Source organism: Pseudomonas sp. HN11 (assembly GCF_021390155.1).
Taxonomy (GTDB): domain Bacteria; phylum Pseudomonadota; class Gammaproteobacteria; order Pseudomonadales; family Pseudomonadaceae; genus Aquipseudomonas.
In genome coordinates, this window is record NZ_CP089985.1 from 3,526,383 (window position 1) to 3,538,879 (window position 12,497).

At 62.0% G+C, this 12,497-nt stretch carries 12 protein-coding genes; 3 read left to right on the top strand and 9 right to left on the bottom strand.

Annotated features, from left to right (window positions below):
• Positions 1 to 6 precede the first annotated feature (6 nt).
• Positions 7 to 492 (top strand): ABC transporter permease, encoded by a 486-nt coding sequence (locus LVW35_RS15745; protein WP_233891003.1) that lies wholly within the window; start codon positions 7 to 9, stop codon positions 490 to 492.
• Positions 489 to 1,205, top strand: a complete 717-nt coding sequence (locus LVW35_RS15750; protein ID WP_233891004.1) for an ABC transporter ATP-binding protein — start codon at positions 489 to 491, stop codon at positions 1,203 to 1,205. The genes LVW35_RS15745 and LVW35_RS15750 overlap by 4 nt, the downstream gene beginning before the upstream one ends.
• Here LVW35_RS15750 and LVW35_RS15755 read toward each other — a convergent pair.
• The 3 genes from LVW35_RS15755 to LVW35_RS15765 form a co-directional block, all read right to left on the bottom strand.
• The gene (locus LVW35_RS15755) at positions 1,202 to 2,119 is read right to left on the bottom strand and encodes a FecR domain-containing protein (protein WP_233891005.1); all 918 of its coding nucleotides are present in this window, start codon (positions 2,117 to 2,119) and stop codon (positions 1,202 to 1,204) included. The two genes, LVW35_RS15750 and LVW35_RS15755, sit on opposite strands and share 4 nt — an antisense overlap.
• Positions 2,116 to 2,634, bottom strand: a complete 519-nt coding sequence (locus tag LVW35_RS15760; RefSeq protein WP_233891006.1) for a sigma-70 family RNA polymerase sigma factor — start codon at positions 2,632 to 2,634, stop codon at positions 2,116 to 2,118. Before LVW35_RS15760 ends, LVW35_RS15755 begins: the two co-directional genes overlap by 4 nt.
• Positions 2,635 to 2,726: 92 nt before the next feature.
• Positions 2,727 to 3,344 (bottom strand): LpxA family transferase, encoded by a 618-nt coding sequence (locus LVW35_RS15765; protein WP_233891007.1) that lies wholly within the window; start codon positions 3,342 to 3,344, stop codon positions 2,727 to 2,729.
• A 114-nt stretch (positions 3,345 to 3,458) separates the two neighbouring features.
• On the opposite strand from LVW35_RS15765, the gene LVW35_RS15770 reads away from it, so the two are divergent.
• Positions 3,459 to 4,424, top strand: coding sequence for a threo-3-hydroxy-L-aspartate ammonia-lyase (locus LVW35_RS15770; protein ID WP_233891008.1), 966 nt, complete (start codon positions 3,459 to 3,461; stop codon positions 4,422 to 4,424).
• 16 nt (positions 4,425 to 4,440) lie between these two features.
• On the opposite strand, the gene LVW35_RS15775 is transcribed toward LVW35_RS15770, so the two are convergent.
• From LVW35_RS15775 to LVW35_RS15800, 6 genes are all read right to left on the bottom strand, one after another.
• On the bottom strand, positions 4,441 to 5,067 hold the full coding sequence (locus tag LVW35_RS15775; RefSeq protein WP_233891009.1) for a helix-turn-helix transcriptional regulator: 627 nt from the start codon (positions 5,065 to 5,067) through the stop codon (positions 4,441 to 4,443).
• A gap of 119 nt (positions 5,068 to 5,186) precedes the next feature.
• A complete protein-coding gene (locus LVW35_RS15780) occupies positions 5,187 to 6,800 on the bottom strand; it encodes a GMC family oxidoreductase (protein ID WP_233891010.1) in 1,614 nt (537 codons plus the stop codon).
• 26 nt (positions 6,801 to 6,826) lie between these two features.
• The gene (locus LVW35_RS15785; protein ID WP_233891011.1) at positions 6,827 to 8,044 is read right to left on the bottom strand and encodes a mandelate racemase/muconate lactonizing enzyme family protein; all 1,218 of its coding nucleotides are present in this window, start codon (positions 8,042 to 8,044) and stop codon (positions 6,827 to 6,829) included.
• A gap of 1 nt (position 8,045) precedes the next feature.
• On the bottom strand, positions 8,046 to 9,353 hold the full coding sequence (locus LVW35_RS15790; protein WP_233891012.1) for an MFS transporter: 1,308 nt from the start codon (positions 9,351 to 9,353) through the stop codon (positions 8,046 to 8,048).
• Positions 9,354 to 9,496: 143 nt separating this feature from the next.
• Complete coding sequence (gene aldA, locus LVW35_RS15795; protein ID WP_233891013.1) at positions 9,497 to 10,921, bottom strand: aldehyde dehydrogenase; 1,425 nt, start codon at positions 10,919 to 10,921, stop codon at positions 9,497 to 9,499.
• Positions 10,922 to 11,043: 122 nt separating this feature from the next.
• A complete protein-coding gene (locus LVW35_RS15800; RefSeq protein ID WP_233891014.1) occupies positions 11,044 to 12,489 on the bottom strand; it encodes a mechanosensitive ion channel domain-containing protein in 1,446 nt (481 codons plus the stop codon).
• Positions 12,490 to 12,497 lie beyond the last annotated feature (8 nt).

Sequence of the window (12,497 nt, forward strand, 5' to 3'; positions counted from 1 at the left end):
CGCGTGATGACCAGCAAAACCCACGCATTGCCCCTCGCCGCGCCGGTGGTGATCAACCGCAGTGCCTGGCCGAGACGGCTCAAGGGCCTGGTGTTGCCGGTGCTGATCCTGCTGGTGCTGGAGGTGGTGGTGCGCGTAGGTTGGCTGCCGTCCTACCAGATGCCGGCGCCCAGCGAGATTGCCGTGACGCTCACCGACCTGGCTGAAGGCGCCTTGTGGAAGCACATCAGCGCCAGTCTGGGCCGGGTGCTGCTGGGCTTTGCCATTGGCGCCAGCCTGGCGTGGATGTTTCTGGTGGCGGCGGAGTTGATCGCGGCCACCATGGGGTTGGGTTACCTGCTCAGTGATGGGCGGGAAACTTCGCGGCCGGATATCGTGCTGGCAGCAATTATTGTGTTGGCGTTACTGGGCAAGGTCAGCGATGGCCTGCTCGCGGCGCTGGAGAGGCGCTGCCTGGCCTGGCGCGACACGTTCCAGGGAGCAGGACAATGAGCGTAGAACCGCTGTTGGATATTCACATCGCGCGTAAAAGCTTCGCCAGCACCACCGTGTTGAAAGACGTGCGCCTGGTGCTGCAACCGCGGGAAGCCGTCAGCCTGCTCGGCCCCAGTGGCTGTGGCAAAAGCACCTTGCTGCGCATCGTCGCCGGCCTGGAACAGGACTTCCAGGGCGAACTGCGCAGCCCCGATGGCGAAGTAGCCTTTGTGTTCCAGGAACCACGGTTGATGCCCTGGCTCACGGTGGAACAGAACATCGGCTTCAGCGATGACAGCCACTACGACAAGGCCTGGGTCGCGCAGTTGATCGAGGAAGTCGGCCTGAAGGGTTTTGCCCAGGCGCTGCCCAAGACGCTGTCCGGCGGCATGGCGCAGCGGGTAGCGATTGCGCGGGGGCTGTATTCACGGCCGCAAGTGTTACTGCTGGATGAGCCGTTCAGCGCAGTCGATGCGTTTACTCGTATGAAGCTGCAGGATTTGCTGCTGCAGCTGGCCGAACATCATGCCATCGCCTTGTTGCTGGTGACCCATGATGTGGACGAGGCACTGTACCTGAGTGACCGGGTGCTGGTGATGGACAACCGACCGAGCAGCATTCGCCAGGAATTGGCGGTCAATCTGCCGCACCCGCGGGACCGGCGTGACCCATTGCTGGCGAAGCTCAAGGCGCAATCCTTGACTGAGCTGCAACGTGCCCACGTGATCTAGACGACCTTGCGCAAGGTCACCCAATACCGCGTTCGCGTCTGCACCTTCAGCCCCAGGGTCGAGGCCAGCAGGCTGAGGATGCGGTCGGTGTCGTCCAGGCGGAAACTGCCGGTGACCCGCAACGATTCCAGGCTCGGCTCCCAGCGCAACACACCCGGTCGATAACGCTCCAGCTCCCGCAGGACGTCACCCAGCGCCTGGTTCTGCGCGGTCAGCACACCATCGCGCCAGCCTAGTTGCAACACATCGAAAGGCACCCAGGCCCCTAGTCCGCTGGCTATGAGCGGCGCTTGCTGCCCACCTTGCAAAGTCGCCATTTGCCCGTTCAAGTCGCGCACCTGGACGGAGCCTTTAAGCACAGACACCAGACAATCGGCGGCCAGCTGCCGTACACACACTTCAGCCTGGCTGACCCGCAGCTCGCCGTAGCGCGTCTGCACGGTCATCGCCGCCGTGCCTGGCACATCCAGCGCCAGCTCGCCCTCCACCAGGCTGATGCGACGTTGCGCCAGGTCCACGTCTACCGCCGTCGCCGTATTAAGCTGCAAGTTGACACCATCGGCCAGCTCTATACGCTTGCGCTCGCCGGTGACGGTATGCAAGTCAGCACGCCAGGCCTCGAGGGGCAATTGACGGCTGACCAGCCAGGCGGTCGGTACCAGCGCCGCGGTACCCAAAGCACGCTTGAGCACCGCGCGGCGCCCAGGTTGCGGGCGGTCGAGGCTGGCCATCGCCAGCGCCTGGGGCAAGTCGCTGAAGCGCTGGCGCAGGGTCTGGGCTTTTTGCCAGGTCTGTTCGTGCTGGGGATGGCTGTCACGCCAGTGTTGCAAGGCGGCGTGATCACGCTCAGTCGCCCCGCCGGATTCGAGCAGCGCCAGCCACTGGGCGGCAGCGCGGGCAACGTCGCGGCTCACAGGTCCACCAGCAGGCAGTGTTCGTAAGCCTGGGCCATGTAACGTTTTACCGTGCGCTCCGACACATCCAGGCGTTCGGCGATTTCCCGATAACCCAGCCCTTCCAGTTGGCTCCACAAAAAGGCACGGCGAACCAGTACCGGCAAACCATCGAGCAACTCATCCAGCGCTTGCAGGGTCTCCAGTACCAGCCAGCGCTGTTCGGGCGACGGCACGCAGGTTTGCGGGAGATTCGCCAAGGCATTCAGATAGGCCTGCTCAAGGCTGCGCCGCTGATGGAAATTCACCAGCAGGCGCTTGCCGACGGTCACCAGGTAGGCGCGCGGCTCCTGAATCTGCGCAATCGGCTGAGCAGTGGCCAGCACCCGCAAGAACGTATCCTGGCTCAGGTCGGCCGCATCCCAGGCATTGCCCAGGCGCCGGCGCAGCCAGCTTTCCAGCCAACTGCGATGGTCACGGTACAGGCTCGACAGCGTCAGTTCGGGGGCGAGGGTCGGAACAACAACATCATTCATGGCAAGCGACCTGCGCGGCGCGAGTGAGTCTCAAATGAGATTAATTCTATTTAATATCGTGCCGACACACCATGGTCTTTTCAACGTTGTGTTTATTCGCAAGCCTCTGCGTCAAATACCTGCCCGCGCCCTATCACGCTGTCAGGCTTGAGCACGGCCCCCGGCGCCAACACTGCATTGGCACCGATTCGGCACTGATCACCGAGCAGCGCGCCGAACTTGTCGCAACCGGTGCGCTGCAATACGTTGCCGACTCGCACCTGCACCTCCTTGTCATCGCGCTCATTGCGGTAGTTGGCGACGATGCTCCCCGCCTCCAGGTTGATCCCCTGCCCCAGCACTGAATCGCCGACAAAGTTGAAGTGCGCCAGCTTGCTGGCGCTGAACATGAAAGAAGTCTTCAATTCAGCACCGGGGCCGATAATGCAGTGTGCATCCAGCCAGCAACCGCCACGCAGCAACGAGCCGTTGGCGATAAAGCAGTGGGCACCGATGATCAGAGGGCCCTTGAGCAATGCTCCAGGCTCGACAGTAGCCGTACGATGGATGGCGACTTCATCCTCGATACCGTATTCGTCGGCCGGCAGTTCGGCCAGCAACTGTCGAACGATGGCAGGTGCCTGACTGACCAGTGCCCAAGGCGTCAGGTCGGCCCACGGCGCAAGGCGGGACTGAGAGAAAGGGGCGATATAATCGGTGAGTCGGATCAACGTCGAATCCTCTAACAGTCAGAGAAGCCCGAACGCTAACATGGGCAAACGAGCCTTTACCATTTGTCTTATTATGGATATTTTATCTAGACAAGCCAATGAGGTTCACCCCCCATGCATTTGCCGACTTACCAAGACGTTATCGCCGCCGCCCAGCAGCTGGAAGGTATTGCCCACCAAACGCCGGTATTCACCTCACGCACCCTCGACGCGCTGACCGGCGCCCAGGTCTTTATCAAGTGTGAAAACCTGCAACGCGCCGGTTCGTTCAAGTTTCGCGGAGCCTTCAACGCGTTGTCGCGCTTCGATGATCAGCAGCGTAAGGCCGGCGTGGTGGCGTTTTCCTCCGGTAACCACGCCCAGGGGATTGCCCTGGCGGCGCAGTTGCTCGGCATACCGGCGACCATCGTGATGCCCACCGATGCGCCGGCCGCCAAGGTCGCGGCCACCCGCGAATATGGCGCCAGCGTGGTGCTGTATGACCGCTTCACCGAGGACCGCGAGCAGATCGGCCGTACCCTGGCGAGTGAGCACGGCCTGACCCTGATCCCACCCTACGACCACCCGCACATCCTCGCCGGGCAAGGCACGGCCGCCAAGGAATTGCTGGAGGCCATCGGCCCGCTGGATGCGTTGTTCGTTGGCCTCGGCGGCGGTGGCATGCTCTCGGGGACCGCGCTGAGCACCCGCGCCCTGGCGCCTGACTGCCTGCTGTATGGCGTCGAGCCTGAAGCCGGCAATGACGGCCAACGCTCGTTGCGCAGCGGCAGCATTGTGCATATCGACACGCCAACAACCATCGCCGATGGCGCTCAGACCCAACACCTGGGCGATTACACCTTCCCCATCATTCGCGACAAGGTGAATGACATCCTCACCGTGTCAGATGCCCAGTTGGTCGAGGCGATGAAGTTCTTCATGCAACGCATGAAACTGGTGGTCGAGCCTACCGGTTGCCTGGGGCTGGCGGCATTGCTCAACGAGGGCGACCGGTTCAAGAGCCAGCGCGTGGGCATTATCGTCACCGGTGGCAACGTCGATATTCAGAAGTACACCGCCCTGCTCGGTGAGACCTCATGACTATCATCCAGGCATGCTACTTGGCGTAGGTGTAGACCGCCGCGCGCGACACGCCCAGGTGCGAGGCCACGGTTTCCATGGACCGGCGAATGTCCAGGCAGCCCGAGTCTTTGAGTTCCAGCAGCAACACACGTCGGTCCGCCGTCTTCAGTGCACGCGGGGTGGTAGCCAAGCGCGCGGCGAACTGGTCGATGCGGGCACGGATGATATCGGCCCCGGAAGGGTCCAGGGACTCGATGAGCTTGTCGCCGCTGACCGAACCGAACTGCTCAAGCATGCCCTGCAAGCCCCGGAACAACGAAAGATCGACGTTCATGCACAAGGCCGCGACGTACTCGCCGCCGACGCCCTTGATGCCGATCGATGTGCTCTTGACCTGGCGACCGTCGCTGAACTGGTTCTGGTAGTTGGCGATGACTTGCGGGTAGTCCGGGTCGGCAATCCGCGCCAGACCCAGTTCGGTGGTCGGGTCTCCCGGCGTGCGCCCGGAGAGGTTGTTGTGTATCGCCAGGATCGAGTGCTGCGGGTCGCGCAAGTCGTGCAGCACCACTTCGCAGAATGGGCTGAAGGTCTTGCTCAAGCCTTCGGCAATCTGTTCGAGCTGGCTGATCAGGTGAGTATCATCGGGAGAGGTGTTTTTCATGCAAGACAACATATCCAGTCCTGGACAGGGCGTCAATTTCAGCGCTGTCCCCCATAGCACTGTCACTCATGGTGGGGCCGTTTCGCAGCCCTGCGCGAGCAAGCTCGCTCACCACAGGGTCAGTGGGCATCCTCTAAGATCAGCTCGGCGCCCTTCTCCGCCACCATCAACACCGCCGCATGGGTATTGCCCGACGTCACGTTGGGGAAGATCGACGCATCGACAATGCGCAGCCCTTCCAGCCCGTGCACCTTCAAGCGTTTGTCCACCACCGATACCTGCGGGTCCGAGCCCATGGCGCAGGAGCCACACAGGTGGTAGATCGAGCCGCTGTTTTCGCGGAAGTATTGCAGCATCTGCTCGTCGGTCTGCACCGTCGCGCCCGGTAGCACCTCGGCCACGGTGATGCCCTTGAGCGCCGGCGCCTGCATGATCTTGCGCATCAACCGGCTACCCTGGATCACCTCGTCGATGTCCTTCTGGGTGCTCAGGTAATTGGGGTCGATCAAGGCCGCGTCCCGTGGGTTCTTCGAGGCGATGCGGATGGTGCCGCGGCTGGTCGGCCGGCACGGGTTGAAGCACAGCAGGAAGCCGGAATACGGCTCGGGCTTGAGGCTGGCCTTGTTGTTTTTCGGGATCTGGTAGGACAGCGGGTTGAAGTACAGCTGCAGGTTCGGGTCTTTCTGTTCGTCGTTACCGCGAAAGAACCCCCCCGCCTGGTTGACGCTCATCGCCAGCGCGCCCTTGCGGGTCAGCAGGTATTTCAAACCGAGTTTGAGTTGACCGAACAGCGAGCTGAGTTCGTCGTTCAGCGTCGGAATATTGGCCTTGTAGTAGTAGCTGGCGCACAGGTGGTCCTGCAAGTTTTCACCCACAGCCGGCAGGTGCTTGACCAGCGGGATGTTGTGATCGGCCAGCAGCTGCTGGTCAGCCACGCCGGACAGTTGCAGGATCTTCGGCGTGTCGACCGCACCGGCACACAGGATCACTTCCTTGCGTGCCGTAAAGATACGGGAACCACCGTGTTGGGTGACCGCAATCCCGGTGGCGCGCTGCTTCTCGTCGAACAACACGCGATCCACCAGCGCATGCAGTTCAACGGTCAAGTTGGAACGACCGAGCGCCGGGTGCAGGTACGCAAAGCTGCTGGAGCAGCGCTCGCCATTGCGGGTATTGACGTCATACAGCCCCGCACCTTCAAAATTGGGACCGTTGAAGTCGTCGCTGTGGGCATAGCCCAGCTGTTCGCAGCCCTCGAGGAACACGTCGCAGATCGGGTGGGTCTGGCCCTTCATCGGCGTGATGCTGATGGGGCCGCTGCCGCCGTGGTACTCGGTGTCGCCCAGCGGGTGGTTTTCCAGCTTGCGGAAGTACGGCAGCACGTCCTTGAAACTCCAGCCTTCGTTGCCGTTGGCAGCCCAGTCATCGAAGTCATGGGCCTGGCCGCGCACGTAGATCATCGCGTTGATCGAGCCCGAGCCGCCCTGCACCTTGCCACGCGGCGCGTAGATTTCACGCCCGGCCAGTTGCTTTTGCGGCTGGCTGTAGTACATCCAGTTGAAGGTCGGGTTGTAATACATCTTGGCGAAACCGACCGGAATCTTGAACCACCAGGAACTGTCCTTGCCGCCGGCCTCCAGCAGCAACACGGAGTGTTCGCCCGAGGCGGACAGCCGGTTGGCAAGAATGCAGCCTGCGGCGCCAGCGCCGGCGATGATGTAGTCATATGTCATTCACGGTTACCGCATCAGTCGTTTTATTAGCCCTTGGCGGGCGAAGTGTCTTTTACGTCAGCCGGGGTCGGCGCCATTTGCAGGTGCAGGCGTGAACCGGTGTAGGGCGTGTGCTTGCGCACCACGTCCATGTTCAGTTCCACGCCCAGGCCGGGTTCGGTGGACGGGATGATGTAGCCGTCCTCCCATTGCAGCGGTTTGGTCAGTACTTCGGCATGGAAACCGCCCCAGGTCATGATGCTTTCCTGGATCAGGAAGTTCGGTGTACAGGTGGCCAGCTGGAAGCTCGCCGCCGCGCCAATCGGCCCGTTGTACAGGTGCGGCGCGATCTGCGCGTAGTAGGCCTCGGCCATGCTCGCGATTTTCTTCGCCTCCAATAGCCCGCCGCAGCGCGCTACGTTCATCTGCAGGATCGACGCCCCGCCGGCCTGCAGCAGCTTGAAGAACTCATACTTGGTGGTCAGGCGCTCGCCGGTGGCAATCGGGATGCTGGTCTTGGCCGCGACCTGGGCCATAGCGTCTTCCTGGCCGGGTGGTACGGGTTCCTCGAACCACAGCGGGTCGTATTTTTCCAGGCGCCTGGCCAGGCGGATCGCCGACGACGGCACCATCTGCCCGTGCGTGCCGAACAGCAGATCGCACTTGTCGCCCACCGCTTCGCGGATCTTGCGGCAGAAGGTTTCGCAGCGTTCCAGCACCTCAAGGGAGATCTGGTGGCCGGAGTACGCGGTGTACGGGCCGGCCGGGTCGAACTTCACGGCGGTGAAGCCTTTGTTCATGTTCTCGATAGCACACTCGGCGGCCAGGTCCGGGTCGTCGTAGTCGTACTCGCCCTGGCTGTTGACCGGGTACAGGTAGGTGTAGGAACGCAGTCGCTCGTTGACCTTGCCGCCGAGCAACTCGTAGACCGGTTTGTTCGCGGCCTTGCCGATGATGTCCCAGCAGGCCATTTCCAGACCACTGACCACACCCATCATGGTCAGGTCCGGGCGCTGGGTGAAACCGCTGGAATAGGCCTGGCGGAAGAAGCGCTCGATATGGTGCGGGTCGTGATTGAGCAGGTAGCGCTCGAACACGTCTTCGATGATCGGCAGCATGGCCTTGGGGCCGAAGGTCGCGGCATAGATCTCGCCAACGCCTTCAATGCCGCAATCGGTCTTGAGTTTGACGAACAGCCAGTACATGCCACCGATGTGCGGCGGTGGGACGGCAACGATATGGGTTTCAAGGGCGACGACTTTCATCTCAGGCACCTGTCTGGTTGAATTTTTTACGGTTGATTCGGGCGCGCAGGGTCAAGGCCGCAAGGGTGCCGAGCACACCGACAAAGGCGATGTAGCCGAAGTACAGGTTGTAACCCGCCTTGCCTGGGTAGGTGTCGGTCAGGTAGCCGTTGATCAACGGGATAAAGGTGTCCGGCAGATAACCCACCACCGAGACGATGCCGATGGCCAGGCCGGTGATACGCAGCGGGATGTCGCAGCTGTCGAGGATCGCCCAGTAGAGGCCACGGATCGCATACGTCATCAGGCCGATAAAAATCACCGTGCCGATCAGCAGGCCCAGGCTGTTGAAGGCTGGGAACAGGATCAGCCCGACCATTGCCAGGGTCACCAGCGCCAACGCGACGATCAATACAGAGATGTTGGAGAACTTGTCCCCCAGCCAGCCGCCGCCGATGCCACCGATGGGGCGCATCCACAGCTTGATGGTGGTGATGGTACCGGCCATCACCGCAGTCATGCCGCTGCCTTGCAGGTAGTCGGAGAAACTGTAGGTGGCCCAGAACATGTGGTAACCGCAGAACACGATGGCGGTCACCAGCCACAGCTCGGGAATTTTCACCAGGGTGGTCAGGTCGGCGATCAGGTTGAACGTGCCCTTCTCCACCGCTGCGGTCTCGGCCATGGACTTGGGGTCCTTGAGCAGCACCAGCACGCAGCCGATGGCGATGCACACAAAGGAATACAGGTAGACCACCTGCTTGAAGCCCTCGGCCGCCGTTTGGCTACGGGTCTCGGTGGCATAGGCGAACAGGCCCAGGGCGACGGTGGCCAACAGCGCCTCGACCAGCCCGCGACCACCATCGAGGATGCCGAAGAACCGACCTTGCTCGCTCTGATGGGCAATCATTTTCACACGCTTGAGCACCGAGGCCCAGAATGTCAGGCCGGTGGTGAGCCCCCAGCAGCCGAAGATGATCATCAGGCCGGTCATCGAAGGCACGGTGGAATACCACAGGCCTAACGCGCCAGTGGCAACCAGCGAGAAGAAGATCAGGAAGCGCGGCGGCAAACGGTCGGCCAGCCATCCGCTGGGCAAATAACTGAGCAGGAATATCGTGCCGAGCATGGAATACAGATAGCCCAACTCACTGTGGTTGATCTGGAACACTTCGAGCATGGTGGTCTGATAGACCTGGCGCAGGTAAAGGATCGGGTAGATCGCCCCTGCGGCCAGTACCAGCAACATCAATTGGAAGTAGCGACTGGCGGTGTCGTTAGCCGCGGGCACGGCAACGGAAACCTGGGCAACGGATGCAGGCTTGGACATCATTCGGACCTCAGGCACCCGATGCACGGGTGCCCCGATAATTGTTGTTATAGAGGCAGCGGCAAGTGACAAGCTACAAGCGGCAAGCAGACCTTGCGCGCTCGAAACTTGTAGCTTGCAGCTTCAAACTAGTAGCTGCTTTTCTAATACTTCATGACCACCAAGCGGGTCTGGGTGAACTCAAGCATCCCGTGCTTACCGTCATCGCCGCCCAGCCCTGAGCGTTTCCAGCCGGCGTGGAAGCCCTGGTACGGGTCCGCCGGTGTGCGATTGACGTACAACTCGCCGGCTTCGATGGCATTTGCCACTTTCATCGCCGTTCGGTAGTTCTCGGTGTAGAGCACCGACGACAGACCGAACTGGTGGTCGTTGGCCATGGCCAGTGCTTCATCGATGTCGCGGTACTTGAGCACCGGCAGCACCGGGCCGAAGATTTCTTCCCTGATGATTTCCATGTCCTGGCGGCAGCCGCTGAGCAGGGTTGGCGGGTAGAAATGGCCGGGGCCTTCTGGCAATACGCCGCCCACTTCCAGTACAGCACCGGCGGCGACGGCGCGCTCGACCATGGCGTGAATACTCTTTTGCGCGCTGGCGTTGACCAGGGGGCCCATCAGGTTGGCATCGATTGCCCGGTCGCCGAACTTCACTGCGCCGATTTTGCTTTTCAGCAAGGCGAGGAACGGCGCGTAGACGCTTTCGTGCACATACACGCGCTCCACCGCCGTACACAGCTGGCCGCAATGGGTGGTCTTGGACGCGACGATGGCGCTGGCCGCGTGTTCCAGGTTGGCGTCAGCCTCGATGATCGCCGGGGTCTTGCCGCCCAGTTCAAGAGAGGGCTTGGCGATGTTGGTCTTGCAGTAATCCAGCACCATGCGCCCGGCATTCACGCTACCGGTGAGGGTAATCAGGCCAACGGCCTTGTGGGTGCAGACGCTGGCGGCAGTGGCGTGGTCCATGGTCAGGATATTGATGACGCCCGCCGGAATCCCGGCCTTGACCACGGCCTTGGCGATTTCAAACGCCGACAGCGGTGTGTTGTTGCTCGGCCGCACCACCACGGTATTGCCCGCGATCAGCGCCGGGGCGATCTTGCGCAGCAGGGTGTAGACCGGGTAGTTGAACGGGATCAGGCAAGCCACGACGCCGATCGGCTCGCGTTGCAGGAACAGGTTTTCATCCGGGGTATCGCTGGGGATGATCTCACCTTCGATCCGGCGAGCCCATTCCGCGTGGTAACGAGTGATCTGCGCCGCGTAGCGCGCTTCGTTGCTGGCGTCGCTGACGCTCTTGCCGGACTCGCTGGCCAGCGCCGTGCCGATCGCTTCAGCGCAGCTGTCCAGGGCATCGGCAAAGGCGCGCAGGTGTTCGGCGCGTTCGATACTGGTGAGTTTGCCCCAGGCTTTCTGGGCGATCGCGGCGGCGTCGACGGCAGCAATCGCCTCATCGGCGGTGGCAGCACTGACGTGGCCGACCAGGGCTTCGGTGGCCGGGTTGTAGACGGCGATCAGTGCATCACTGGCAGGTTCGACAAAGTGACCGTTGAAAAAATTGCGCTCGAGTTGCATGTGGTTTGCCCAACGTTGTTGTTATCCGAATGACATGCAGTCTTGTCATCGGCCAGCCGTTGGACAAACGATTTATTGCGTGGGGTAACGTGCGAAAAACGCAGGTTAGTCGGTATTTACCTTCAGAGGCCGCGCTGGCGTAGCCACTGCAGAAAGCCTTTCTTCACCGGCACCACTGGCACCTCCTGGGTCAAGGCCTGCGCGGCGTGCAGGCGGAAATCCAGCAGGGTTTTCATGGCTTCGCTGATGTCGTGCCGCGCATCCAGGCACGGCTTCAAGTATTCCTTCTCGATACGGTACAGGGTGCAAAAGGTCTTGGCCGAGAAATCCGCCAGCGCCGCCTGATCCGACAGGATCCCCGCCTCGCCGATCACCTCCCCAGGCCCCATGCGCCCGGCTTCGAACTTGTGCCCGCCCTTGGTCAGCATCACCGAGATCACGCCGGATTCGACGATAAACAAATGGTCGCTGACCTCCCCTGCGGGCAAGATCATCTCGCCGGCGCGGTAGGTGTGCAGGGTCATGTTCTGGCTGAAGGTGTCTTTCTCTTCCTGGCGCAGGGTGGAGAAAATCGACGAGCGCTCCAGCAACGCACGTGCGGCGGACATCGCCGGGGGCGCGCTGCTCTCCGTGGCCGACAGTAAGCCGACGCCTGCCGCTTGCAGGTGACGGAAGGCCAAGTCGTAAAGCTGGTTGCGCACTTCGCGCTTGAGGGCCATGGCCGGCACGAAACCGCTGATTTCATACTCGACGCCGCCACTGGCCGAGGTCTTGAACGCCACGCTCGGCGCCGGCTTGCCCAGCAGTGGCCGACACCCCTGCATCGCCCGCTCCAGCGCCTCGATCACGGTTTGCGGGCGCGCGTGGGGGCTGACCTGCAGGCTGACCGCCAGGCCGAACATGTCCGCCGGGCGCGAGAAGTTGATGATCTTGGCCTTGGCCGCCAGGGAGTTGGGGATCACCGCCAGGCTGCCCTGGGAGGTTTGCAGGCGCGTGGCGCGCCAGTCGATGTCGGTCACCCGGCCTTCAGTGCCGTCGATGGAGATCCAGTCATCGATCTGATACGGCTTGGTGGTGTTGAGCACGATCCCGGAAAACACATCGCTCAGCGTGCTTTGCAACGCCAGGCCGACAATGATCGCCACCGCGCCGGAGGTGGCAAGCACGCCTTTGACCGGCAGCTCGAGCACATAGGCCATGGCCGCGATGATCGCGATCAGGAAAATCACGGCGCCCACCAGGTCCTGCAACAGGCGCCCGGTGTGGCCCACCCTCTGCATCATCACCGCACCGAGCAACACCGTCAGCGTGCGCGCCGCAAACAGCCACCAGCCGATCTGCAGGGCCGTGGCCGCCAGGTGCAAGGCGGTGTTGTCCGCATAGGGGGCCACTTGCATGGGGTTCATGCCGTCGTTGAACAGCACGGCGCTGTACACGGCAAAGATCGCCAACCGCGCCGCCAGCTTCCAGTTGGCGAGGTTGACGGAAATAAGGCGCCACACGGCGATGTCGATAAAGATCAGCGCCAGGGCGCACAGCATCGGGTGATCAGCGATAAATGAGGGCATCCAGACGA

Excerpts from the sequence above, each read along its gene's own strand:
- LVW35_RS15780 (WP_233891010.1), bottom strand. The coding sequence starts at position 6,800 with ATGACATATGACTACATCATCGCCGGCGCTGGCGCCGCAGGCTGCATT.
- LVW35_RS15800 (WP_233891014.1), bottom strand. The coding sequence starts at position 12,489 with ATGCCCTCATTTATCGCTGATCACCCGATGCTGTGCGCCCTGGCGCTG.
- LVW35_RS15770 (WP_233891008.1), top strand. The coding sequence starts at position 3,459 with ATGCATTTGCCGACTTACCAAGACGTTATCGCCGCCGCCCAGCAGCTG.
- LVW35_RS15790 (WP_233891012.1), bottom strand. The coding sequence starts at position 9,353 with ATGTCCAAGCCTGCATCCGTTGCCCAGGTTTCCGTTGCCGTGCCCGCG.
- LVW35_RS15750 (WP_233891004.1), top strand. The coding sequence starts at position 489 with ATGAGCGTAGAACCGCTGTTGGATATTCACATCGCGCGTAAAAGCTTC.
- aldA (WP_233891013.1), bottom strand. The coding sequence starts at position 10,921 with ATGCAACTCGAGCGCAATTTTTTCAACGGTCACTTTGTCGAACCTGCC.
- LVW35_RS15775 (WP_233891009.1), bottom strand. The coding sequence starts at position 5,067 with ATGAAAAACACCTCTCCCGATGATACTCACCTGATCAGCCAGCTCGAA.
- LVW35_RS15745 (WP_233891003.1), top strand. The coding sequence starts at position 7 with ATGACCAGCAAAACCCACGCATTGCCCCTCGCCGCGCCGGTGGTGATC.
- LVW35_RS15760 (WP_233891006.1), bottom strand. The coding sequence starts at position 2,634 with ATGAATGATGTTGTTGTTCCGACCCTCGCCCCCGAACTGACGCTGTCG.
- LVW35_RS15785 (WP_233891011.1), bottom strand. The coding sequence starts at position 8,044 with ATGAAAGTCGTCGCCCTTGAAACCCATATCGTTGCCGTCCCACCGCCG.